Here is a 24,067-nt window from a genome sequence, read left to right on the forward strand (position 1 = left end):
ATCCGCCCGCAGCAGGCCCGGCGACCGCAGCCACGCGGCTGCGCGGGCCCGCTCACACCGGAAGAGCGCATGTCCTTTCTCACCCGCACCAGTCTGAAGAACCGCCTGATCGTCGGGCTCGCCACCGTCGCCGTCGCCGTGCTCGGCCTCATCTCGATGGGCTCGCTCAAGCAGGAGCTCATGCCCTCGATGCAGGTGCCCGCCGCCTTCGTGTCGGTGCAGTCGCAGGGCCTCGCACCCGAGGAGATGGCCCGCACCGTCACCGAGCCCACCGAGCAGGCCCTCCGCGCCGTTCCCGGCGTGACCCGTGTGACCTCGAGCACCTCGAGCGGCACCGCCGACGTCACGGTGGAGTGGCCCTTCGACGAGAGCGACGAGGAGACGCTGCGCGCCGTGCGCGCGGCGGCCGAGGCCCTGAAGCCGTCGTTCCCGAGCGGAACCGAGCTGCAGGTGTTCTCGGGCGGCGCCGACGACATGCCCGCGATGGTGCTCAGCGCCGGCACCTCGGGCGACGCCGCGGCGTTCGCCGATGCGCTCGCCCGCGAGGTCGTGCCCGCGCTGCAGGGCCTGAACGGGGTGCAGCGGGTCGAGCTCGCCGGTCGCGAGGAGCAGCGGATCCTCATCGCGCTGCGCCCGGCCGACGTCGAGCGGCTGAGGATCGACCCCGCGCAGATCGCGCCCGCGCTCGAGGCCCGCGGCGCGGCCATGCCCGCCGGTCAGGCCGACTCGGAGCGGGGCGAGCTCTCCGTCACCGTGGGCACGGGCCTCGGCTCCGTCGAGGAGATCGCCGCGCTGCCCTTCGCCGTCACCGCGGACGACGGCGCCGTCGCCCTCGTGCACCTCTCCGACTTCGCCGATGTGACCACCGAGACGGTGCCCGCCGACAGCATCTCGCGCGTCAACGGCAAGCCGGCGCTCACCCTGCAGGTGCTCCCCGCGCAGGGCGCCAACGTGGTCGACATCTCGCACGCCGTGACCGCCGAGCTCGATCGGCTCGCGCCCGCGCTGGGGGGCGAGTTCGTGACGATCTTCGACCAGGCGCCCTTCATCGAGCAGTCCATCCACGACCTCTCGGTCGAGGGCGGGCTCGGCCTGCTCTTCGCGGTGCTCGTGATCCTCGCCTTCCTCGGCTCGTGGCGCTCGACCGTGATCGCGGCCGTGTCGATCCCGCTCTCGCTGCTCATCACCCTCATCGGCCTGTGGTGGAGCGGCAACACCCTCAACATCCTCACCCTCGGCGCGCTCACGATCGCCATCGGCCGCGTCGTCGACGACTCGATCGTGGTCATCGAGAACATCAGCCGACGCCGCGGCTCCGGGCCGCTCACGATCGCGGGGGTCGTCGCCTCCGTGCGCCAGGTGGCGGGGGCCATCACCGCGTCGACGCTCACCACGGTCGCCGTGTTCCTGCCCATCGCGCTCGTCTCGGGCATCGCGGGTCAGCTCTTCCGCCCCTTCGCCGTCACGGTGACGATCGCGCTGCTCGCCTCGCTGCTCGTCGCGCTCACGATCGTGCCCGTGCTCGCGTACTGGTTCATGCGCGGGCGGAGCCGGCGCGTCGGCCGGGCCCGGGCTGCGGACGCGGCGGAGCCGGACACGGTCGACGCCGTCGCGCACCCTGCGGCGGCGGACGCCTCCGCCGCCGAGACCCGGGTACTTCCGGCCGCGCCCGCCGCCGAGGCCGTGCCGACGCCCGGGGCGGGATCCGCGGAGCCTCACCACGACGACGAGCTGGCCGAGACCCGCTCCGCCCCCGACCGGCTGCAGCGCGCCCTCATGCCGGCGCTCGGCGCCACCCGCCGCCACCCCGTGCTCACGCTCATCGCCTCGACGCTGGTGCTCGTCGCGACGCTCGCGATGACACCCTTCCTGCAGACCGACTTCCTGGGATCGTCGGGCAACGAGAGCCTGCAGCTCACGCAGACCCCCGAGCAGACCGGTGACGGCGCGCAGCTCGTGGCGGCCGCCGAGCCCGTCGAACGCGCCCTCGGCAAAGTGCCCGGCGTGCGCGACGTGATGACCTCGATCCCCGTCGGCGGCACCGCGGGCACGCCCACCAGCATCTCCTACGACGTGCAGCTCGACGACGGCGCCGACGCCGAGACCGTCGGCGACGCCGTCGAGCGCGCGCTCGAGCGGGTGCCCGACGCCGGCGACGTGCAACTGCTCACCCAGGACGCCTTCGTGGGCGGCGCCGGCGGCGGCATCGCCCTGCAGATCCGCGGCAACGACCCGGCCGCGCTGCGCGAGGCCAGCGAGCTGCTGGAGGCGCAGCTCGGCGAGTCGTCGAGCGTGCAGTCCGTACGGAGCGAGCTCACGGGAGAGCAGCCCGTGGTGCGCGTCAAGCTCGACGAGGATCGGGCCGCGCTGCTGGGCTTCGACCGCGCACTCGTGGCGGACGCCGTGCGCACCGCGCTCGAGGGCAAGACCGTCGGCCGAATGATGCTCGAGGGCCGCGAGCGCGACATCGTGCTGCGCACCCCCGGCGCCGAACGCACCGCCGAGCAGCTGGGGGCCGTCGTGCTGCCGGTCACGCCGCAGCAGACCGCGCAGGCCCAGAAGCTCGCCGCCGACGAACTCGAGCAGAAGGCCGAGGCCGAGGCCGAGACCCAGCGCGCCAAGGCGGCGGGCGAGCTCGCCGAGCAGCTGAACGAGGCAGGGGCGCAGCGCACTCAGCTCGTCTCCCAGCTGGGAGAGCTGAACGCGCAGCTCGCCGAGCTGCAGAGCCTGCCGGTCGTGCCGCAGCAGCCGCAGGATCCCGCCGATGAGGCCGTCGCGCGCGCCCACATGGAGCGCGCCGAGCAGCTCGCCGCGATCGAGGGCGCCATCGCGGGGGCGCGCAGCGGCATCGAGGGCATCGACGAGCAGATCTCGGCGCTGCGCCAGGCCCAGTCCGACGCCGCCGAGCAGCTCGTGCAGCAGCAGCAGGCCGAGGCCGAGCAGAAGGCGGCGGCACGGGTCAGCGGCACCGCGATCACCCTCGCCGACATCGCCTCCGTCGAGGAGGAGCTCACCGCCCCGACGATTACGCGGGCCGACGGCGAGCGCCAGGTCACCCTCACCGTCACTCCGCGCAGCGGTCAGCTCGACGCCGCGAACGCCGCCGTCGAACGCGCCATCGCCACCGCCGAGCTGCCCGCGGGCGTCGGCTTCGAACTCGGCGGCGTCAGCGCCGAGCAGGACGAGGCGTTCGCCCAGCTCGGCGCGGCGATGCTCGCCGCCATCATGCTGGTGCTGCTGGTGATGGTCGCCACGTTCCGCAGCTTCCGCGGCCCTCTCGTGCTGCTCATCTCGATCCCGTTCGCGGCGACGGGAGCGATCCTCGGCCTGCTGCTCACGAACACCCCGCTCGGGCTGCCCGCGCTCATCGGCCTGCTCATGCTGATCGGCATCGTCGTCACGAACGCGATCGTGCTCATGGACCTCGTGAACCGTCTGCGCGCCGCCGGCGCATCGCTCGAGGAGGCCGTCGAGCACGGCACCCGTCTGCGCCTGCGCCCGATCCTCATGACCGCCGCGGCGACCATCTTCGCCCTCGTGCCCATGTCGCTCGGACTCACGGGCGGCGGCGTGTTCATCTCGCGCCCGCTCGCCATCGTGGTGATCGGCGGCCTCGTCTCGTCGACGCTGCTCACCCTGGTGCTCGTGCCGATCCTCTACACCCTCGTCGAGCGGCGCCGCGAGCGGGTCGCCCTGCGACGGGCGCGCCGCAGGGCGAAGCGCATCATCTCGCGGAGGAACCGGGCGGCGGCGTGATCGCGATCTCGCCGCCCGCCTCGGCCGCGGCCGGGCCGGCCAGCCCCTTGGTCGCGCCCGCGCCGCGGCCGCCGCGCGCCGCCGCGAACCGGGCCATGCGTCGCCCGAACCACGACACCGTCAGGTTGATCGCGAGGTAGATGACCACCGCGACCACCCAGAAGGTGAAGAGGTAACGGTTGCCGTAGAACGTCGAGGCGTCCTTCACGGTCTTCGCGAGCTCGGAGTAGGCGACGATGTAGCCGAGCGACGTGTCCTTCAGCAGCACCACCATCTGCGCCACGAGGATCGGCAGCATCTGGGTGAAGGCCTGCGGGAACTCGATGAGCAGCCGCGTGCGCACCGGGGTGAGGCCGATCGACAGGCCGGCCTCGCGCTGCCCCTTGTTCAGCGCGAGGATGCCCGCCCTGAGCGCCTCGCCCACGATCGCGCCGTTGTAGATGATGAGCGCGATCACCACCGCCCAGAACGCGCCGGTCGACGCGACGAGCAGGATGAACAGCATCATGAGCAGCACGGGCATGCCGCGGAAGAACTCGAGGATCACGGCCACCGGCACGCGCACCAGCGCGCTGTCGGCGAGGCGTCCGAAGACGAAGAGCATGCCGAGCAGCATGGCGCCGACCATCGCCACCGCGGCGGCGCGGATCGTGTTCCACGCGCCCCGCCCGATGTACTGCCACACCTCCGAGTAGGCGAGCACGTCCCACCGGGAGGGGTCGAGCATGCCCGGCGTCTCGTTGCCGTTGACCGCCACCTGCGGCTGGATGAGCCGCCAGACCACCCAGCCGAGCAGCGCGGCGAGCGCGAGCACGCCCAGCACCGAGATGATGCGCGACCGCGTGCGCGCCTTCGGGCCCGGCGCGTCGTAGAGAACCGTCGCCTGACTCATCGCAGCACCCGCACTCTCTTCTCGATCTGCCCGGCGATGAGGCCGAGCGGAATGGTGATCAGCAGATAGAAGCAGGCGACGCCGATGAGGATCGGGATCACGGCCTGCCCGTTGGCGTTCGTGAGCTGCCTCGCGGTGGCGAACAGCTCGACCACGAAGAAGCCGCCCGCGACCGAGGTGTTCTTCGTGAGCGCGATGAACACGTTGATCAGCGGCGGCACCACCATGCGCAGCGCCTGGGGCAGCACCACCAGGGTGAGGGTCTGCCCGAAGGCGAGGCCGATCGACCTGGCCGCCTCGGCCTGCCCCACCGGCACGCCGTTGATGCCGCTGCGCAGCGCCTCGGCGACGAACGGCGACGTGTAGATCGCGAGGCCGATCGAGGCGAGCACCTCGTAGGGCGGGCGGCTCGGCACGATGAGCGGCAGCACGAACACCATGAACATCAGCAGCAGCGTCAGCGGGGTGTTGCGCACCAGCTCGGTGTAGACCGTCGCGAAGGTGCGCAGCGACGCCACCGGCGAGATGCGCATGGTGGCCACCACGAGGCCGATGGCCATCGCTCCGAGGCCGCCGAAGACCAGCAGCCTGAGCGTCATCAGGAACCCGGCGAGGATGTCGCCGGAGTTCGCGATCAGCACGTCCACGGTGCGGTGTCCTTCCTGCCGGATCGGCGGGGCGGCTCGCGCCGCCCCGCCGACGGATCAGTAGCAGTCGATGGCCGGCGGCTCGGGCGTGGAGAGCACGGTGCCCGCCGTCTTGTCCCAGGCCGCGGCCCAGGCGCCGTCCTCGAACGACTGCTCCAGCACGTCGTTGATGAAGTCGCGGAACTCCTGGTCGTCCTTCTTCAGGCCGATGCCGTAGGGCTCCTCGGTGAACGGGTTGTCGACCACCTCGAACTCGCCCTCGTTCTGGTCGGCGAGGCCCGCGAGGATCACGTTGTCGGTCGAGACCGCGACGACGTCGCCCGAGCGCAGCGGCTCGAGGCAGTTGGAGTAGGTGTCGGTGGCGAGCACCTCGACACCGGCCTCCTTGAGGTTCTCCTCGGAGGTCGAACCGGTGACCGAGCAGACCCGCTTGCCCTTCACGTCGTCGATGCCGGTGATGCCCTCGGGGTTGCCCTGCAGCACGAGCAGATCCTGGCCTGCGATGTAGTACGGACCCGCGAAGTCGATCACCTGCTTGCGGTCGTCGTTGATCGTGTAGGTGGCGACGACGATGTCGACCTCGCCGTTCTGGATGAACGGTTCGCGATTCGCCGAGACCGCTTCCTTCCACTCGATCTGGTCTTCGCTGAGGCCGAGATTCGCGGCGACGAGCTTGCCGATCTCGACGTCGAAGCCCTCGGGCTCGTTCGAGGCCGGATTCATGAGGCCGAAGAGCGGTTGATCGTATTTCGTGCCGATGGTGATCTTGCCGGCGTCGTGCAGCTTCGCCATCGTCGTGCCCTCGTCGAAGCTCACGTCCTCGGCCGGCGCGGGTGCGGCGTCATCGCCGGTCTCGTTCGGCGATCCCGACGCGCAGGCGGTGAGCAGCAGCGCTCCGGCGGCCGCCATGACCGCCGCGTACTTGGTGATTCGCATCATTTCCTACTTTCTCTTCGTCGGTTCCGGGGGTGCCGGCCGTTCGATTTCGGTACGGACGCGCACGGTTGCGCGCCAGGATCAGTGGCCCAGGATCTTCGACAGGAAGTCCTGCGCTCGAGACGTCTGGGGGTCGGTGAAGAACTGCTCGGGGGTCGCCTCCTCGACGATCTGGCCGTCGGCCATGAAGAGGATCCGGTCGGCGGCCCTGCGGGCGAAGCCCATCTCGTGCGTGACCGCGACCATCGTCATGCCGTCGTTCGCGAGGCCGATCATCACGTCGAGCACCTCGTTGATCATCTCGGGGTCGAGGGCGCTCGTCGGCTCGTCGAGCAGGATCAGCTTAGGCTCCATCGCGAGGGAGCGGGCGATCGCCGCCCGCTGCTGCTGACCGCCCGAGAGCTGGGAAGGCAGCTTGCGCGCCTGGTCGGCGATGCCCACCCGATCGAGCAGGGCCATTGCCCGCTCCTCGGCCGCCTTGCGGCCGAGGCCGCGCACCTTGACGGGGCCGAGCGTGACGTTCTCGAGGATCGTCTTGTGCGCGAAGAGGTTGAAGGCCTGGAACACCATGCCCACGTCGGCTCGCAGCTTCGCGAGGCCCTTGCCCTCCTCGGGCAGCGGCACGCCGTCGATCGTGATGGTGCCGGAGTCGATCGTCTCGAGGCGGTTGATGGCGCGGCACAGGGTCGACTTGCCCGATCCCGACGGCCCGAGCACGACCACCACCTCGCCGCGGCCGACCTGGGTGTTGATGTCGTTGAGCACGTGCAGCTCGCCGTAGTGCTTGTTGACCGCGTCCATGATCACGAGCGGTTCGCGATCATCGCGGACTACTCTGACCGCTGTCGTCTTTCCCATGGGCCGATCGTAGGCAGCGGCCTCAGCTCGGTGGGAGGGCTTGCGGCGGGAGGCGACACCTCTGTATAATTTGCCGAAACACCTGATCACAGGGCATAAATCACGCGCGTGGACCCGAATCGCGAGCTCGCGGCACCGAGGGCATCACCCCCGACGGCAATCGTTATCGTTCTGTCACTCCCCGGCCGCGACCTGCGTCGACGCCTTCGCACGGCAGCGCTCGCAGAGGCCGAAGAGGTCGACCACGTGCTCGATCTCGGTGAAGCCGTGCTCGGCCCCGACCTTGCGCGTCCACTCCTCGACCACGGTGGCGGAGAGCTCGCGGGTGTCGCCGCAGCTGCGGCAGATGAGGTGGTGGTGGTGGCCCGTCATCGTGCACGAGCGGAACAGGTTCTCGCCCTCGGGCGACTGCAGCGAATCGGCCTCGCCCGTGTCGGTGAGGCTGGCGAGCGCGCGGTACACGGTCGCGAGACCGATCGTCGACCCGCCGTCGCGCAGCTCCTGGTGCAGCTGCTGCGCGCTCACGAACCCGCGCGCCTCGGCCAGGGCCGCGCGCACCGCCTCGCGCTGCCACGTGTTCCGTTTCGGCTGCACAGCGCGCCTCCTCTCCCGGGGAGCGACCCCCGCATCTGCCCTCAACCGTAGCGAAGTTCCCTCGATTCGGGCACCACGCGGGCGGGTGAGCACGGCTCAGCCCGGGTGCGATCCCGGCGCCTCCGGCACGCCCATCGCCGACGCGGCGCCCACGGCGGCCCCGGAGCGCCCCGCCCCGCGGCGCGGCAGCAGGGCGCGGATCGCGAGCGCCACGAGGAACATCGCCGTCATCACGAGCCCCACGGATCCGCCCGCCGCGATCCCGAACTCCCGCGACGCCCACAGCCCGACGAGCCCGCCCGCGACGCCGATGCCGGCCGCGATCGGCGGCAGCCACTCGATCCGCGACGTCAGCGCCCGCGCTGCGGCCGCCGGGCCGATGAGCACCGCGACGCCCAAGATCGCCCCCACAGCCGGCATCGCCACCACCACCGAGGCGGCCACCACCCCCGACACCACGAGCTCGACGGGCCAGGCGCGGAAGCCCGCGGCCGCGAACCCGACGGGGTCGAAGGTGTGGAACAGGATCGGGCGCCGCGCCGCCGCGAGCACACCCGCGACGAGCACCAGCACCACCGCGGTGACTCCCACGTCGCTCGCGGTCACCCCGAGCGGCGAACCCACGAGCAGCGCCTCGACCGGCACCCCGAGGCCCGGGTTGAGGCTCGACAGCAGTGTGCCCAGCGCGAAGCCGAGCGAGAGCACCACACCGCTCGCCACCTGCCGGCCCTGCCCCGGGATGCGCGAGAGCAGCGTCATCACCAGCACGAGCAGCAGCGCGAACAGGGCCTGCCCGAGCAGCAGATTCCAGCCGAGCACCGCGAAGACCACGCCCCCCGGGAACGTCGCGTGGCTCAGCGCGACCGCGAAGAACGAGCGGCGGCGCAGCACGATGAGCGTGCCGGCCAGACCCGAGAGCAGGCCGAGCAGGATCAGCTCGACGGCCGCGAGCGCGAAGTAGTTCATGCGCGCCCCCGATCCCGCACTGTACGCACCGCCGCCGCCAGCAGGTACACGGCGATGAGCAGCAGCACGACCACCGAGCCGGGCGAGACCGTCGCCCCCGCGCCGACCGACCACTCGAACGACAGCCACAGCCCCGCCGCGCCAGCGAGCAGCGGCAGCAGGATCGCGATCGGGATGAGCAGCGCGAATCCGCGCGAGATCAGGCGGGCCGCGGCCATGGGCACCGTCAGCAGCGCCACCACCATGAGCACGCCGAGGGCCTGCACCCCGGCCACCGTGAGCAGCGCCACCGCGACGCCGAGCGCGAGGTCGGTGCGCAGCGTGCGGAACCCCGCGGCCTCGAAGCCGGCCGGGTCGAAGGCGCGGAAGAGCTGCGCACGGCGCGTGACGAGCACGATCAGGATCGCCGCGACGGCCACCACCAGGATCTGCCAGAGCTGCGCCGACGTCACCGTGAGCAGGCGGCCGAAGAGCAGCTCCTGCAGCTGCGAGACGTAGCCCTCCTGTCGCGAGACGAGCACCACGCCCAGGCTGAACAGGCCCGTGAGCACCACCGCGATCGCCGCGTCGGCCCCGATCCCGCGCCGCTCGATCACCGTGAACAGCACCGCCGCCAGCAGGGCGGCGACCACCGCGCCGGGCAGCACGCCCGCGGTGCCGCCGAGCGCCGCCCCCACCACGAGCCCCGGGAAGACCGCGTGCACGAGGCCGTCGCTCACGAACTCGAGCTCGCGGAAGCTGATGAAGAGGCCCACCACCCCCGCTGCGACCGCGAGGATCGCAACCGTCACGAGCGCGCGCCACATGAACGGCAGTGCGAAGATCTCGAGCGCGGACGACGCGATCAGAGCGACCACTACTCGGTCTCCCGGGTCGTGGTGACGGTGTGGTGGTCGAGCTCGACCGTGGTGTCCTGGAAGGCGTGCTGCACCGCGTCGAGCGTGAGCGCCTCGTCGAGCGGGCCGAACGCGGCGGGGTGCCCCGGCTGATCCGGCGTGTGGCCGCTCGCCAGCAGCAGCACGTGCGTGCAGGCCTGCTGCGCGATCTCGAGGTCGTGCGTCGACACGATCACGGTGCGGCCCTCGTCGCGCAGCTCGCGCACCAGGCGCAGCAGCGCATCGCGGTTCTCGCGATCCAGTCCGTTGAACGGCTCGTCGAGCAGCAGCAGCTGCGGATCCGACACGAGTGCCCGGGCCAGGATGCCGCGCTGCTGCTGGCCGCCCGACAGCTCGCCGAAGCGGCGCCCCGCGAACGCGGCGAGCCCGACGCGCTCCAGAGCCGCGGCCACCGCGGCGCGCCCCTCGCGACCGATGGGTCGCAGCGCCCCCCGCGAGCGGTACAGCCCCATCGTCACCACCTGGCGCAGACTCACCGGCAGCGTCGTGTCCCGGCTGTCGGTCTGCGGCAGCGTGCCGATGCTGCGCCGGGCCCGATCCGGCGAGCCGCCCAGCACGCGCACCTCGCCCGCCGTGAGCTCGGCCAGCCCCAGGATGCCGCGCAGCAGCGTCGACTTGCCCGAGCCGTTGGGACCGATCAGCGCCACGGCCGCACCGCGCGGCACGTCGAGCGAGAGCCGCTCGACGCGGGTCTCGCCGGCATAGCCGAATGCCGCGCCGTCGAGGACGAGCGCGGCTTCGGAGGCGGAGGGTGCGGCTGTCACCCTTGCAGACTAGCGGGAAGCGGCTCGGGCGCAACGCCCCAGGCTTCGAGGATCACACGCGTGTTGTGCACGGTGGCACCGATGTAGGTGTCGGTGCTGACGTCGCCGTCGCCGTCGCCCGGAGCGCCGAGCGAGTCGGCGTAGAGCGACTCGGCGTCGACGACCTCGACGCCCGCCTCGGAGGCGATCGTCTGCGCCAGCTTCGGGCTCATCGACGACTCGACGAAGACGGCCTTCACGCCGTGCTCCTTGATCGAGGCCACGAGGGCGTCGATGTCGGCCGCGCTCGGCTCGGCGTTGTCCTCGAAGCTCGGCAGGATCGATCCCGCGAACTCGATACCGTAGTCGTGGAGGTAGTAGCGCAGCGAGTCGTGGCCGCTCACGAGCACGCGATCCTCGGCGGGCACGCGCTCGAACTGCGCAGTGACCCAGGTGTCGAGGTCGCCGAGCTGCTGGAAGTACGCCTCGGCGCGCGCGGCGTAGTCGTCGGCGTGCGCGGGGTCGGCCTCGCCGAGGCCCGCGGCGATCTCCCGCACCATGCCGGATGCGTTGCGGGGGCTGGTCCAGATGTGGGGGTTCACGTCGCCGTGGTCGTGGTCGTGCTCCTCCTCGGCGTGGTCGTCGTGAGCGTGGTCGCCCTCGGCCTCATCGTGGGCGTGCGCGTCGGCCTCGTCGGCGGCGTGCGCGTGATCCTCTTCGGCATGATCGTGATCATGATCGTGGGCCTCGCCGCCCTCCGCGGTGATCTCGCGCAGCAGCTCGGGATCGAGGCCGTCGGCCGCGGTGACGACCTCGCCGTCGAAGCCCGACGCCTCGATGGCGCTGTCGATGAAGGTCTCGAGCCCGGCGCCGTTGACGATGAGCACGTCGGCCTCGCCCAGGACGAGCAGATCGGCCGGGGTGGGATCGAAGTGGTGGGCGGAGCCTCCGGGGGCGAGCAGGCCGGTGAGCTCGATGTCGTCGCCGCCGACCTGTCCGGCGAAGTCGGTGAGCTGGGTGGTGGTCGCGACGACCTTGAGCTCGCCGGATCCGCCGCCGGCCTCGGCCGATCCGCTGCACGAGGCGAGCAGCAGAGCGGCGGCGAGCGCGGCGCCGCCGAGCACGGCGGGCTTCGCGAAACGGAGCGTGTGTGAGGTGTGGGGCATGCTGCACTTTCTAGATGAGAACGAGTATCACTCTAGCGGACTCTGATAATCGTTCGCAACAACGGCGATGCAGGCGCCCGCGCCGCTTCCCCCTCCACGACCCAGCCGTACCCCGCCGCGCCTCGGGAGGCGAGCGCGGAAGACCAGCGCTTAGAGTGGCGGTATGAGCGAATTCCCCGGCACCGCCGTCGACCTGCAGACCGCCCTGCGCACCGGCGGGATCTCCGCGCGCGAGACCGCCGAGCACTTCCTCGGCCGCATCGCCGAGCGCCCCGACCTCGGCGCCTTCGTCACCGTGACCGCCGAGCAGGCGCTCGCCGAGGCTTCGGCCGCCGACGCCCGGTTCACGGCGCTCACGCCCGAGGAGCGCGCCGTGCCGGGCGCTCTGCCCGCGCTGCACGGTCTGCCGATCGCGCACAAGGACCTCGTCGAGGTGGCGGGCGCTCCCACCACGCGCGGCACGGCCGCCCTGCCCGCGGTCGTCGCCGAGCACGATCACACCGGCGTCGCCGTGCTGCGCGCAGCCGGAACCGTCTCGCTCGGCAAGACGCAAGTGCCCGAGCTCGGCCTCAACGCCTACTCCGAGAACCTGGTCGCGGCGCCGGCGCGCAACCCGTTCGACCCCGAGCGCACGCCCGGCGGCTCGTCGGGCGGCAGCGCCGCCTCGGTCGCCGCCGGCCTGCTGCCCGTCGCCCCGGGCAGCGACGGGGGCGGCTCGATCCGCATCCCCGCCCTCGCCTGCGGGCTGATCGGACTGAAGCCGGGCCTCGGCACCGTGCCCACCGACGTGATCGGCGGCCCCCTCGACGACTTCGGGGCGCCGAAGCTCGTGGTGAGCGGCCCGCTCGCCCGCACGGTCGAAGACGCGGCGCTGCTGCTCGACGCCATGACGGGCTCGCCGACGCCCGCTCTCGCCGCCGTGCGCGAGGCGGAGGGGCTGACGGCCCTGCGCATCGGCATGAGCGCCGCCTCGCCCTTCGAAGCGGCGCACCCCACCCCGATCTCGGCAGAGGCGCGCGCCGCCTACGAGGCCGCCGCGGCCGGGCTCGCCGCGCACGGGCACCACGTCGAGCAGGCGTCGATCGCCTACGACCCGCGCTACACCGAGGTCTTCACGAGCTGCTGGATGGCCGGGCTCTCGCTCATCGAACTGACCCCCGAGGCCGAGGCGCGCCTCACGCCGTTCACGCGCGTCTTCCGCGAGCGCGCCCTCACGACGCCCCGCGAGACCCACCTGCGCGCCGCCGAGGAGCTGCGGGGCATCGCGGCGGGCCTGCGCGCCGAGTGGGGCCGGTACGACGTGGTGCTCACGCCCGGCCTCGCAGCGCTGCCGCCGCGCATCGGGGCCTTCGCCGAGCTCGACGCCGACGCCGACTACCGCGCGCAGTGCGAGTGGACGCCCTTCACCTCGATGGTCAACGTCTCGGGCCTGCCCGCGATCGCGGTGCCGATGCTCGACGCGCCGAACCCCGACGGGGCCGGGCGGCTCCCGATGGGCGCCCAGCTGATCGGCCGCCCCGGCTCGGAGACCCTGCTGCTGCAGCTCGCGGCGCAGCTCACCGCGGCCTGAGCGGCCCGGCATCCGCCTCAGCGCGTCCCGAGCCCCCGCCCCGGGACGTGTCCGGCAACCCCTACGGCAGCGGGTCGATCGGGTCGCCCATCAGCTCGCGCGCCTGCTCCATGAGCGCGAGCGTCGCGAGCGTCCGGTCGAGCGGGCGCAGCGGCGACTCCGTGAGCCCGGCGTCGATGCAGCGGGCCGCCTCGAGCGCCTCCCAGAACAGCTGGGTGTGCGCGAGCGCGGGCTCCTCGTAGCGCAACTGCTCGCCGTCGTGGAAGCGCACCGCCACCCCGCCGGGCTGGTAGAAGGGCGCGTCGAGCGAGAGCGTCGCCTCGGTGCCCGCGATGTAGGCCGTCGTGGGCGTATCCGCCAGCATCGAGGCGCTCACGGTCGCCTGGCGATCCGCGTCGTCGCCCAGCAGCGCGTGGAACTGACCGATCGCGCCCCGCCCCTGCGCCCCGGGGGCCGCGCAGCGCTGCCCGTGCGCGGCGAGCACCCGCAGGCCGGGCAGCGCCTCGTTCGCGAACATCATCACGTAGGTGCCGATGTCGTTCATCGCGCCGCCGCCCTGCGCGGGGTCCATCGCGCGGTGATGGCCCACGAGTCGCTCGCCGAGGTTCGCGTGCACCTCGACGACGTCGCCGAGCAGGCCCCGCTCGAGCACCTGGCGCACCACCGAGAACCGCGGCAGCGCGAGCGACCACACCGCCTCCATGGCGAACAGCCCTCTCGATCGCGCGTAGGCCGCGAGCGCTCGCGCCTCGGCGAGCCGCGGCGTCATCGGCTTCTCGATGAGCACCGGCTTGCCGGCCGCGAGCGCGAGCGACGCGTGCGCGAAGTGGTCGAGGTGCCCGGTCGCCACGTAGACGATGTCGGCATCGCTCGCCACGAGTTCCTCGTAGCCGCCGCAGGCCCGCTCGATGCCGTACCGGGCCGCGAACTCCTCGGCGCGGGCAGCGGTGCGCGATCCGACCGCGACGACGCGCTGCGAGGTGTGCTGCTGCAGCGCCTCCACGAAGCGGGCCGCGATCCAGCCGGTGCCGAGGATCGCCCAGCGCAGCGAGGGGCCGGCGTGCGGGTCGGGCACGACCGGCTGCGGCATCACCCGCTCGCTCATCGCGCGCCCCCGGCCTGCGCCACGGGCGCGAACGCGCCGCCGGCCCGCATCGACGCCACCGCGGCGGCGGCGACGCGGGTGGCGGTCGCGCCGTCCTCGACGGTCGCGAGCGCGGGTGCGCGGCCCTCGTTCAGGGCGGTCACCCACTCCTGCAGCTCGAGGCGGTACGCCTCCGCGAAGCGGGGCCTGAAGTCGTCGGGGATGCCGGTGCTCGTGGTGAGCGCCGACGAGACCGCGAGCCGGTGCGGCTCGGTGATCGCCACCGCGCCCGTCTCGCAGACGACCTCGCAGCGCATGTCGTAGCCGTAGCGCGCGTTCAGGAAGATCTCGACGGTCGACAGCGCGCCGTCGGCCGTGCGCAGCAGCAGCAGGAAGGGGTCGCGCAGGCCGCCGCCCGTCGCGCTCGGCGCGGCCGGCGCGTGCCAGCTCACCTCGGTCACGGGCGAGTCGAGCAGCCACGGCACGAGGTCGAGGTCGTGGATCGCCGAGTTGAAGATCACCGACTCGTCGGTGGCACCGGGGCCCGACGAGACGCCGCGCCCCACCGAACGCACCATCACGGGCCGGCCGTGCGCGCCGGAGGCGACGGCGCGCTTCTGCGCGACGTAGTCGGGGTCGAAGCGGCGCATGAAGCCCTGGTGCACGAGCGGAATGCCGGCGCCTCGCGGCGCGCCGTGGGCTGCCGAAGCGACCGCACCGGTCGCGCCCTCGGACGCCGCGCGCCCTCGGGATCCGCCCTCGCCCACCGCCGCACGGTGCGCCGCCACCACCCGCTCGGCCTCGTCGACCGAGTACGAGAGCGGCTTCTCGCAGAGCGTGGGCTTGCCCGCGGCGATGCAGGCGAGCGTCTGCTCGGCGTGCAGGAAATCGGGCGACGCGATGAGCACCGCGTCGACCTCGGGGTGGGCGATGAGTTCGTGCGGGTCGCTCAGCGCGATCGCGCCGATCGCGGCCGCCGCGGCGCCGGCGCGCTCGGGGTCGGGATCGGCCACCGCGGTGACCGTCGCACCCGAGACCTGCGCGTGCAGGCACTGCGCGTGGAAGGCTCCCATCACACCCGTGCCGATGATGCCGATCCTCATGCGCTGCTCCTCTGTTCTCACGAATCCGCTCTCGATGATCGCCCGGCGTCTACTGATCGTAGGCGCCGGGCACGTTCTGGTCCCAGTCGATGATCGACCCCGTCACCACGCCGCTGCGCTCGCTCAGCAGGAACACGACCGCATCGGCGATCTCGTCCGGCTGCCCCAGCTTCCCCATCGGCTGCGCCGCCTCGGCCCGGGCGAGCCAGTCGGCGTCGGCGCCGTGGAACGTGCGCTGCGTGACCGTCTCGCCGGGCGTGGCCGTCCACCCGATGTTGAGGCCGTTGATGCGAACGCGGTCGAATCGGTGCGCGAACGCGGCGTTGCGGGTGAGCCCCGCGAGCCCGGCCTTCGACGCGGTGTAGGGCGCGAGGTAGGGCTGACCGCCGTGCATCGCCATCGAGATGATGTTCAGGATCGTGCCGGGCGCACCACGCCGCCGCATGTCGAGCACGGCTGCCTGCATCGTCATGAAGGGCGCCACGAGGTTCACGGTCAGGTGCTCGTCGAGCAGCTCCCGCGTCGTGTCGAGCAGGGTGCCGCGGCTCGTCGCGCCCGCGGCGTTCACCAGGCTGTCGACGCGGCCGAAGCGCTCGATCGTCTCGGTCACGGTGCGCTCGGCCTCGCCCGGGGCGGCCAGATCGGCCGCGATCGCCAGCACCTCGACGCCCGACTCGGCGCGCGCCGCGCCTTCGGGGCCGCCCCCGATCGCGCGATCCCGGATCGCGGCCGCGGCCCGCTCGGCCTTCTCCGCGCTGCGGCCCACGATCGCGATCCCCGTCGCGCCCTCCCGTGCCGCCGCCTCGGCGATCGCGAGGCCGAGGCCCTGCGTGCCGCCGGTCACCAGCAGGATCTTGCCCGCCATCAGGTTCTGCATGTGCGTTCTCCTCGCAAGTTCGGGTTCGGTGAGAGATCCGGCTTCGGTGAGAGAAACGGCGACGCACCGAAGCCGGATCTCTCACCGAGGGTTCAGTCGAGCCGGCCGGGGCGCAGCGGCAGGCCGCTCGCCGTGTAGATCGCATCGATGAGCGCCATCGTGCGGCGGGATCGCGCGAGCGGCTCGGCGGGGCGCTCGCCGCCCCGCAGCTCGCGGCGGATCCTGCGCAGCTGGTACGCGTACGACGAGACCGTGCCGGCGCGCTCGACGCGCTCCTCGACACCGGCCCCCGTCGTCGTGCGCACGATCAGGCGGTCGTCCTCCTGCGGCTTCACGAAGTTCGGCAGCAGCACCTCGCCCAGGCTGCCCGTCACCCGCAGGCCGAAGTCCCACCGGGAGCTGTTCATGCTCGTGCGCACCGTCGCGGGCACGTCGCCGAGCGTCAGCCGCGCGTCGACGGCGGCGTCGACCCGCTCGTCGCCCGCGTACGGCTCCGCCTCCGCCGTCTCCAGCTCGACCGGCGCGCCCATCGCGTCGCCGAGCAGCAGCAGGGCGTTCAGGGCGTAGCAGCCGAGATCCATCATGGTGCCGCCGGCGAGCTCGAAGCTCCAGCGCGGGTCGCTCGCGGGCGGGGCGGGCATGTGCATGCGCACCTCGACCTCGCGCAGCTCGCCGATGCCCTCCGAAAGGCCGGCTCCGGCGTCGCCGTGCCGCACCAGGTCGACCAGGCGCTGCACCGCGGGATGGTCGGCGTAGTGGAACGCCTCCCAGGCCCAGCCGCTCGAGCTCGCGAGCCGCGACGCGACGGCGTCGAACTCGGCCAGGTTCGCCGCGAAGGGCTTCTCGACCAGCACCGAGCGCCCGGCTTCGAGCGCCCTCGCCGTCCACTCGGCGTGCAGACCGTTCGGCAGGCCGATGTAGATCAGGTCGAGCGAGTCGTCGGCGACGAGCGCCTCGTAACTCTCGCGGATGCCGCCGTAGCCGTGCTCGGCGGCGTAGGCGCGGGCGCGCTCGGGATCCCGCGCCGCGACCGCGGCCCGCACATCGCCCGTCGCGCGGCTCGCGTCGGTGATCGCGAGTTCGGCGATGCGCGAGGCGCCCAGCAGTCCGATCCTCAGCGGCTCGCTCACGCCGCGACCGCCTGCCGGATGAACTCGACGCTGCGGCGCGCGTTGTCGAGCGCGCGCACCGCGTCGTCGTCGTTCTCGACCACCGTGTCCTGCTCGAGCACGTACCAGCCGTCGTAGCCCGCGCCGCGCAGGGCGGCGACGATCTCGCCGATGCGGGCGTCGCCGGAGCCGAGCGCCCGGTACATGCCCTGCCGCACCCCCTCGCGGTAGTCGATCTCGCCGGCGCGCACCCGGCCCGCGACATCGAGGCTCACATCCTTGAGGTGGGCGTGCACGATGCGGTCGGCGTGCCGCGTCACGAAGTCGACGGGGTCGCCGCCGCCCAGCGTGTAGTGGCCGGTGTCGAGGCAGAGTCCGATGCGCGACCCCTCGACCACGCGCGCGACCGCCTCGGGCGTCTCGACGACCGTGCCGAGGTGCGGGTGCAGGGTGGCCACGACGCCCACCGCGGCCGCGGCGTCGAGCGCGCGGTCGAGGTTCGCGAGCAGGGCCGCCCACTCCTCGTCGCTCAGCTCGGCGGCGCCGTCGTAGCCCTCCTCGCCCGTCACGGCCGACAGCACCATGGTGCCGGCGCCGGCCGCCGCGTACGCCTCGAGCTCGCGCTCGATCACGGGGAGCGGGTCCTCGTCGGCCCGGTGCAGCACCACGGGGAAGAACCCGCCGACCGCCTGCAGACCGGCCTCGGCGAGCGCCGCGGCCCGCTCGGCCGGCGCGTCGGGCAGGAAGCCCTCGGGCCCGAACTCGGTGGCCGCGATCCCGAGGCCCACCATCTCCGAGAGCACCCGCTCGCGGTCGAGCTGCACCCCCCAGTCGGGAACCTCGATGACGCCCCAGCTGATGGGCGCGGATGCGATGCGTGCGTTCATGGTGACTCCTTCGTCGGTGCGGGTGCTCCCGCTCCCCCCGGGTCCGGCGAGGGGAGCGGCGGTGGGCTCGGGGCGGATCAGACCCGCGTCGAGGCGGTCGTGCCGGCGACCGGGGAGCTCTGCTCCCAGCCGCGCGACTCGGCGGAGCGCTCGGCCGCGGTGACGACCTGCGCGGCCGACAGCGCGTCCTGGATGTTCGAGTTCAGCGCCTCGCGCCCGAGCACGGCCTGCAGGAACTTCTTCGCCTCGATCACCTTGAGGTCGTCGTAGCCCATCGCGGTGCCGGCGCCGGGCTGGAAACGGCCGAAGTCGCCCATGCCGGGGCGGGCCATGATGCGGGTGTAGCCCTGGTTCTCGGCGCCGAGGCCGCCAGAGAGGTGCAGCTCGTTCATGCGTTCGAAGTCCCAGTGGGCCGAGCCCTCGGTGCCGTAGACCTCGATGCCGTAACTGGCGCGCGGGCCGACCGCGACGCGCGACGCCTCGAGCGTGCCGACCGCGCCCGAGGCCGAGGCGTCGTCCGAGAGGCGCACGAGCATCGCGGCGTAGTCCTCGTTCTCGACGGGCTTCATCTCGCCGTCCTCGATGACGGCGAAGTGCGTGCCGGTGCCCATGGGCAGCTCGGGGCGCTCGACGTAGACGGTCGAGGTGAGCGCACTGACCTCGCGGATCGGGCCGAGCGCGTACTGCACGAGGTCGACGAGGTGCCCCATCAGGTCGCCTAGCACCCCGTTGCCGGCGAGGCCGCGCACGAAGCGCCACGACAGCGCGCCGCGGGGGTCGGCCGAGTAGTCGGCGAACATCTGGCCGCGCACGTTGGTGATGCGGCCGAGCCGGCCCTCGGCGACGAGCTCGCGCAGGTACTCGACGGCGGGCGCGTGCCGGTAGTTGAATCCGATCGACGAGACGACGCCGGCCTCGGCCGCGGCCTCGGCCACCTCGCGGGTCTCGTGCTCACCTCGGCCGACGGGCTTCTCGATCCAGAAGTGCTTGCCTGCGCGCGCGGCGGCGACGCCGATCTCGGCGTGCAGGAAGTTGGGGGCGCAGATCGAGACGACATCGACCTCGGGGTCGTTCAGCACGTCGCGGTAGTCGGCCGAGGCCCGCTCGTAGCCGAGCACCTCGACGGCCTCCTCGGCGCGGGCGGAGGCGGGGTCGGCCGCGTGCACGAGACGGGGGCGGATCTTGAGGTCGGGGTAGGCGTAGCGCAGGTTCGTGTAGGCACGGCTGTGCAGCTGCCCCATCCAGCCCACGCTGATGAGCCCGACGCCGATCGTGGTGGTGCCGTCTTCGTTCGTCTGCATGATCGTGGTTCTTTCAGTCGAGGTGCTGGGCACCGTGCGTCGTCGCGGGTCGGTCGGCTCGAATTATGGACCGGTCCAAATTGTAAGGACAAGGCGTTGGGGCTGTCAACACGGTCGGCTCGTCCCGCCCGCGCTTCGGAGCTCACCCGCATCTCGGAGCGGATCGCGAGCCTCGATCCGAATCATCGGTCAGCGCCGAAGAACGGGCCGCGGATCCCGCGCACCGCGAACAGCAGCAGCCCGATCCCGAGCAGCCCCAGCGCCCCATACGGCAGTGCGCCCGGGCCGACGCCCGCGAGCAGCCCCGCGCCCGCGAGCGACCCGACGAAGCTGCCGAGGTTCGCGGTGCCCGACGGCATCGACGACGCGAGCCGCGGAAAGCGGCGCAGCTCGCGCAGGAACAGCACCTGGCCCGCGGGACTGCCCCCGCCCAGCATCGCGCCGATCAGCAGCAGCCCCGCTGCCGCGCCCGCCCAGCCGATGCCCGGCACCAGCAGCAGGCACGCCCCAACCGCGCCCGCGCCTCCCGCGACCCAGAACGCAGCGACCGCAGCCCGATCCGCCAGCCACCCGGCGCCGAGGTTGCCGAGGTTCATGCCGATCCCGAACGCGAGCATCGCCCACGCCGTCGTCAGCAGACCCCCGCCGCCCTGCACCCACCCGATGACGGGGGCGACGTAGGTGACGACCGCGAACCCGCTCGCGGCGACCAGCACCGCCGCAGCCCCGAGCACGAACAGCCCGGGCGCCGGCCGATGGCCGCCGACCGCAGCCCCGGCTCGTACACCGCCCCCGCAGGCGGTGCGACGCGCAGCAGCGCCACGAACGGCACCGCGAACAGCAGCGACGCGCCGCCCACGATCAGCCGCCAGTCGGCCGCCTGCCCCATCGCCGTGAGCACCGGCACCCCCAGCAGGTTCGCCGCGGCGAGCCCGCCGTGCACGATCGCCGAACCCCGGCCGTAGCGCGTGTGCCCGAGCATGTGCGCGCCCGCCATCGCACCCACCCCGATGAAGCTCGCGTGCGTGAGCGCCGCGAGGAACCGCAGCGCGAGCGCCACCGGCAGCGACGGGGCGAACGCCGTGAGCACGGTGAAGAGCAGCATGCCGCCCGCGCAGACGAGCAGGGCGCCGCGCTCGGACAGGCATCGGATCACGATCGGCGTCGACACCATGCCCGCCACCACGCCCAGCGCGTAGGCCGAGGCGAGCCCGCCGCTCGCCGCCAGCGCCGCCTCCGGGCGACTCGCGTACAGCGTCGGCAGCAGATCCGCGGCGATCTGCGGCAGCAGCCCCATCACGATGAACTCGCTGACGCCGATCCCGAATCCCCCGCACACGAGGGCGGCGATCAGGATCGCGCCCCGAAGACGGCGATGACCGGACATGCGGGGCTCCTCTCGAACGGCGCGCACGTGAACGGGGTGACCGCTCGAACGCTCGAGCGGTCACCCCGTTCACCACGGGGGCGGCCTATCGGCCGTCGTCCTCTTCCATGGGGATCGCCGTCACGGCCTCCGTGACCGGCACGTGGCCGACACCCGCGGCGGTGTCCCCTTCGATCTCGTTGCGGATCGTGCGCACCGTGTCGGTGCTGGTGCCCACCTGACGCAGCTCGTGCACCAGCTGCTCGAGCTCGGCGCCGCCCGCCATCAGGCCGGTCAGCTCCTCGAGCGAGATCTCCGACTTCTCGTGGTAGCCGATGCTCTGGCCGCGCTTCAGCAGCAGGAACCGGTCTCCCACGGGGTAGGCGTGGTGCGGGTTGTGCGTGATGAAGATCACGCCCAGACCGCGGTCGCGCGCCTGGATGATGTAGCGCAGCACGACACCCGACTGCTTCACGCCGAGCGCGGCGGTCGGCTCGTCGAGGATCAGCACCTTCGCGCCGAAGTACACGGCTCGGGCGATGGCGACGCACTGGCGCTCGCCCCCCGAGAGGGTGCCGATCGGCTGATCCACGTCGCGCAGATCGATGCCCATGTCGAGCAGTTCCTTCTTCGCCGTCTTCCGCATGAAGTCGACGTCGAGCCGGCGGAACGGCCCCCACCCCTTCGTCACCTCGGAGCCGAGGAAGAAGTTGCGCCACACCGGCATGAGCGGCGCGACCGCGAGATCCTGGTAGACCGTGGCGATGCCGCGGTTGAGCGCCTCGCGGGGGGAGCCGAACTTCACCTCCTCACCCTCGACGAGATAGGCGCCCTCGGTGTTCTGGTGCAGACCCGCGATGATCTTGATGAGCGTCGACTTGCCGGCGCCGTTGTCGCCGAGCACGCACATCACCTCTCCCGGGCTCACCTTCAGGCTCACGTCGCGCAGCGCGATGATGTTGCCGTAGCGCTTGCCCGCCTCGCGAAGCTCGACGAGCGGCGCGCCGGTCTTCGGCTCGACCGTTGCGGTGGCGTTCATTTCCTGCCTCCCTTGCCCGCGCGGCGCTGCAGCGTGAAGTTCAGCACGGTCGCCCCGAGGAGCATCGCGCCGAGGAAGAACTTCAGCCAGTCGGGGTTCCACTCCGCGTATACGACGCCCTTGAGCGCCATGCCGTAGATGAGGGCGCCGATCGCGCCGCCGATCGCGCTGCCGTAGCCGCCCGTCATGAGGCAGCCGCCGACGACCGCGGCGATGATGTAGAGGAACTCGTTGCCGATGCCCTCGCCGGACTGCACCGTCTTGAAGGCGAACAGCTGGTGCATGCCGAGCAGCCAGGCGCAGAAGCTCACGCCCATGTAGAGGCCGATCTTGGTCCACACCACGGGCACGCCCACGGCGCGGGCCGCGTCCGGCGCGCCGCCGCTCGAGAAGATCCAGTTGCCGGTCTTCGTGCGCTGCAGGATCCAGGTCGCGATGATCACGAGCAGGATCCAGTAGAACACCGTGATCTTGACCTTGACGCCGAAGACGGGGATGTCGGAGGCGAAGACCGCCGCGGCCGACTCGAAGCCGGGCCACTGCTCGATCGAGGGGGCGGCGACGCCGCCCGTGATCGCGCGGGTCACGCCGAGATTCAGGCCGGTGATCATGAAGAACGTCGCCAGCGTGATGATGAAGCTGGAGAGTTTCGTCTTCGTGAGCAACCACCCGTTGACGAATCCGAGCAGCAGAGACGTGAAGAGGCCGACGATCACCCCGATCCACACGTTGCCGCCGAACCAGTACAGGAAGAGCGACGCGGAGAGCGCCGAGAAGACCACGCCCACGCCGGCGGAGAGGTCGACCTCGCCGCCGATCATGAGCAGCGAGACGCCGACGGCCATGATGCCGACGGTCGAGGCGCCGTAGAGGATCGTGGCGATCGACTCCGGCTTCGTGAACTGGGGCGCGACCGCCGCGAACATGATCACGAGGACCAGTGCTGCGGCGGTGGCGCCGGCCTCCGGCTTGGTGAAGAACCTGGTGAACAGGTTGCCGGAGGCCAGCCGCTCGTCAGCCTTGGGGGCTGTTGTCGTAGACATGTGAGAGATCCCGCCGCCTGCTTACTCGAACTGTGCGGCGACGCTGTCGAGGTTGTCGGCGTTGACCACCGCGGGGCCGGTGAGCACGGCCTGGCCGCCGCCGAGCACGTAGCCGCCCTGCTTGTACAGGCGCACGGCCTCGACGCTGGAGTAGCCCTGCAGGAACGGCTGCTGGTCGATGCCGAAGAGGATCGAGCCGTCCTTGATCGCGTTGTAGACGTCGCCGTTGAGGTCGGTCGTCGCGAGCAGCGCGCTCGAACCCGCGTCGGCGATCGAATCCTGCGCGGTGAGCGCGAACGGTGCGCCCAGGGTGAGCACGCCGTCGATATCGGAGTTGGTCTGCAGCTTCGACGTGATGGTCGAGGCGACGTTGGTCATGTCGGTGCCCTGCACGTACAGCACCTCGGAGGTGCCGGTGAAGGTGTCGGCGAGACCCTCGCAGCGCGACTCGAGGCCGACGTGGCCCTGCTCCTGGATGACGCAGATGACGCGCTTCAGGCCGGCGTTGTTGAACTGCTCGCCCGCGGCCTGGCCCGCGATGAACTCGTTCTGGCCGAAGTGCGCGAGCACGCCCATGTCCTTGAACTGCTCCTCGCCGGCGTTGATGCTGAAGACGGGGATGCCGGCCTCGACGGCCTTCTGCACCTCGCCCGACATGGCGTCGGCCTTCGCGAGCGTGACCACGATGCCGTCGACCCCCTGGTCGACCGCCTGCTGCACGAGCTGAGCCTGGCGGGCGCCGTCGGGATCGGAGCTGTAGAGCAGCTCGACCGCATTCTTCTCGGCCGCATCCTCGGCGCCTGCGCGGATGGTGTCCCAGAAGGTGTCGCCGGGAGCCGCGTGGGTGACGAGCGCGACCTTCAGCGGCTCGAGATCCGAGCCGCCACCGCCGTCATCGCCGCCTGCCGCGCCGCCGCCTGCGCCCGCGGGGGATCCGCAGGCCGCGAGCAGCAGCGCACCGGCGGCCGCCGCACCCGCGAGTCCGAACTTGGTCCAACGGCCCATACGTGACTTCAACATAGTTTCACTCCATCGTGTTTTTGAACTAATGTCGTTACAAAGCTTGCGCTCTGGATTTACAGTACCGCAACTTCCCGAGTCGGGCGACATCTACGGTAAAGGTTCGATAACGACCTGGCGACACCGCAATTCTGCCCCGAAACGCCTGCCCGCGCCTCGATTCGCCCCGCGCGCGGGGCGAATCGCCGCCGACGCGCCCGGGATCGGCACCGCC

At 72.1% G+C, this 24,067-nt stretch carries 22 protein-coding genes; 2 read left to right on the forward strand and 20 right to left on the reverse strand.

Annotated features, from left to right (window positions below; all coding sequences use genetic code 11):
* Positions 1 to 69 precede the first annotated feature (69 nt).
* Positions 70 to 3,756 carry an efflux RND transporter permease subunit gene (locus Leucomu_RS14555; RefSeq protein WP_128387663.1) on the forward strand — a complete coding sequence of 1,229 codons (3,687 nt, stop codon included), beginning with the start codon at positions 70 to 72 and terminating at the stop codon, positions 3,754 to 3,756.
* On the opposite strand, the gene Leucomu_RS14560 is transcribed toward Leucomu_RS14555, so the two are convergent.
* From Leucomu_RS14560 to Leucomu_RS14600, 9 genes are all read right to left on the reverse strand, one after another.
* Positions 3,725 to 4,648 (reverse strand): amino acid ABC transporter permease, encoded by a 924-nt coding sequence (locus Leucomu_RS14560; RefSeq protein ID WP_128387664.1) that lies wholly within the window; start codon positions 4,646 to 4,648, stop codon positions 3,725 to 3,727. The two genes, Leucomu_RS14555 and Leucomu_RS14560, sit on opposite strands and share 32 nt — an antisense overlap.
* Positions 4,645 to 5,295, reverse strand: a complete 651-nt coding sequence (locus Leucomu_RS14565) for an amino acid ABC transporter permease (RefSeq protein WP_128387665.1) — start codon at positions 5,293 to 5,295, stop codon at positions 4,645 to 4,647. The genes Leucomu_RS14560 and Leucomu_RS14565 overlap by 4 nt, the downstream gene beginning before the upstream one ends.
* Positions 5,296 to 5,352: 57 nt before the next feature.
* Positions 5,353 to 6,234 carry a glutamate ABC transporter substrate-binding protein gene (locus tag Leucomu_RS14570; protein WP_128387666.1) on the reverse strand — a complete coding sequence of 294 codons (882 nt, stop codon included), beginning with the start codon at positions 6,232 to 6,234 and terminating at the stop codon, positions 5,353 to 5,355.
* 78 nt (positions 6,235 to 6,312) lie between these two features.
* A complete protein-coding gene (locus Leucomu_RS14575; protein WP_407656662.1) occupies positions 6,313 to 7,032 on the reverse strand; it encodes an amino acid ABC transporter ATP-binding protein in 720 nt (239 codons plus the stop codon).
* Between the two features lie 231 nt (positions 7,033 to 7,263).
* Positions 7,264 to 7,683: a Fur family transcriptional regulator gene (locus Leucomu_RS14580; protein ID WP_017884012.1), complete on the reverse strand. Its 420-nt coding sequence runs from the start codon at positions 7,681 to 7,683 to the stop codon at positions 7,264 to 7,266.
* A gap of 96 nt (positions 7,684 to 7,779) precedes the next feature.
* Positions 7,780 to 8,649 (reverse strand): metal ABC transporter permease, encoded by an 870-nt coding sequence (locus Leucomu_RS14585; RefSeq protein WP_128387667.1) that lies wholly within the window; start codon positions 8,647 to 8,649, stop codon positions 7,780 to 7,782.
* Complete coding sequence (locus Leucomu_RS14590; protein WP_128387668.1) at positions 8,646 to 9,506, reverse strand: metal ABC transporter permease; 861 nt, start codon at positions 9,504 to 9,506, stop codon at positions 8,646 to 8,648. Before Leucomu_RS14590 ends, Leucomu_RS14585 begins: the two co-directional genes overlap by 4 nt.
* A complete protein-coding gene (locus Leucomu_RS14595) occupies positions 9,506 to 10,309 on the reverse strand; it encodes a metal ABC transporter ATP-binding protein (RefSeq protein ID WP_128387669.1) in 804 nt (267 codons plus the stop codon). Before Leucomu_RS14595 ends, Leucomu_RS14590 begins: the two co-directional genes overlap by 1 nt.
* Entirely contained in the window at positions 10,306 to 11,454 is a 1,149-nt protein-coding gene (locus tag Leucomu_RS14600; protein ID WP_128387670.1) for a metal ABC transporter substrate-binding protein, read from the reverse strand. The genes Leucomu_RS14595 and Leucomu_RS14600 overlap by 4 nt, the downstream gene beginning before the upstream one ends.
* Positions 11,455 to 11,617: 163 nt before the next feature.
* On the opposite strand from Leucomu_RS14600, the gene Leucomu_RS14605 reads away from it, so the two are divergent.
* Positions 11,618 to 13,024 carry an amidase gene (locus Leucomu_RS14605; RefSeq protein ID WP_128387671.1) on the forward strand — a complete coding sequence of 469 codons (1,407 nt, stop codon included), beginning with the start codon at positions 11,618 to 11,620 and terminating at the stop codon, positions 13,022 to 13,024.
* A gap of 61 nt (positions 13,025 to 13,085) precedes the next feature.
* Here Leucomu_RS14605 and Leucomu_RS14610 read toward each other — a convergent pair whose 3' ends face one another.
* From Leucomu_RS14610 to Leucomu_RS14660, 11 genes are all read right to left on the reverse strand, one after another.
* Complete coding sequence (locus Leucomu_RS14610) at positions 13,086 to 14,129, reverse strand: Gfo/Idh/MocA family protein (protein WP_228407124.1); 1,044 nt, start codon at positions 14,127 to 14,129, stop codon at positions 13,086 to 13,088.
* Positions 14,126 to 15,211, reverse strand: a complete 1,086-nt coding sequence (locus tag Leucomu_RS14615) for a Gfo/Idh/MocA family protein (RefSeq protein WP_128387672.1) — start codon at positions 15,209 to 15,211, stop codon at positions 14,126 to 14,128. The genes Leucomu_RS14610 and Leucomu_RS14615 overlap by 4 nt, the downstream gene beginning before the upstream one ends.
* 49 nt (positions 15,212 to 15,260) lie before the next feature.
* Positions 15,261 to 16,088 (reverse strand): SDR family oxidoreductase, encoded by an 828-nt coding sequence (locus tag Leucomu_RS14620; protein ID WP_128387673.1) that lies wholly within the window; start codon positions 16,086 to 16,088, stop codon positions 15,261 to 15,263.
* A gap of 92 nt (positions 16,089 to 16,180) precedes the next feature.
* Entirely contained in the window at positions 16,181 to 17,218 is a 1,038-nt protein-coding gene (locus Leucomu_RS14625) for a Gfo/Idh/MocA family protein (protein ID WP_128387674.1), read from the reverse strand.
* Positions 17,215 to 18,084, reverse strand: a complete 870-nt coding sequence (locus Leucomu_RS14630; protein ID WP_128387675.1) for a sugar phosphate isomerase/epimerase family protein — start codon at positions 18,082 to 18,084, stop codon at positions 17,215 to 17,217. The genes Leucomu_RS14625 and Leucomu_RS14630 overlap by 4 nt, the downstream gene beginning before the upstream one ends.
* 77 nt (positions 18,085 to 18,161) lie before the next feature.
* The gene (locus Leucomu_RS14635) at positions 18,162 to 19,385 is read right to left on the reverse strand and encodes a Gfo/Idh/MocA family protein (protein ID WP_128387676.1); all 1,224 of its coding nucleotides are present in this window, start codon (positions 19,383 to 19,385) and stop codon (positions 18,162 to 18,164) included.
* Between the two features lie 182 nt (positions 19,386 to 19,567).
* The gene (locus Leucomu_RS14640) at positions 19,568 to 20,101 is read right to left on the reverse strand and encodes an MFS transporter (protein WP_164884582.1); all 534 of its coding nucleotides are present in this window, start codon (positions 20,099 to 20,101) and stop codon (positions 19,568 to 19,570) included.
* Positions 20,017 to 20,772, reverse strand: a complete 756-nt coding sequence (locus tag Leucomu_RS14645) for an MFS transporter (protein WP_128387678.1) — start codon at positions 20,770 to 20,772, stop codon at positions 20,017 to 20,019. The genes Leucomu_RS14640 and Leucomu_RS14645 overlap by 85 nt, the downstream gene beginning before the upstream one ends.
* A gap of 85 nt (positions 20,773 to 20,857) precedes the next feature.
* Entirely contained in the window at positions 20,858 to 21,790 is a 933-nt protein-coding gene (locus Leucomu_RS14650; protein WP_017884025.1) for an ATP-binding cassette domain-containing protein, read from the reverse strand.
* Positions 21,787 to 22,833: an ABC transporter permease gene (locus Leucomu_RS14655; RefSeq protein WP_017884026.1), complete on the reverse strand. Its 1,047-nt coding sequence runs from the start codon at positions 22,831 to 22,833 to the stop codon at positions 21,787 to 21,789. Before Leucomu_RS14655 ends, Leucomu_RS14650 begins: the two co-directional genes overlap by 4 nt.
* Before the next feature lie 21 nt (positions 22,834 to 22,854).
* The gene (locus tag Leucomu_RS14660) at positions 22,855 to 23,853 is read right to left on the reverse strand and encodes a substrate-binding domain-containing protein (RefSeq protein WP_031290007.1); all 999 of its coding nucleotides are present in this window, start codon (positions 23,851 to 23,853) and stop codon (positions 22,855 to 22,857) included.
* Positions 23,854 to 24,067: the final 214 nt, after the last annotated feature.

Source organism: Leucobacter muris (assembly GCF_004028235.1).
Taxonomy (GTDB): Bacteria; Actinomycetota; Actinomycetes; order Actinomycetales; family Microbacteriaceae; genus Leucobacter; species Leucobacter muris.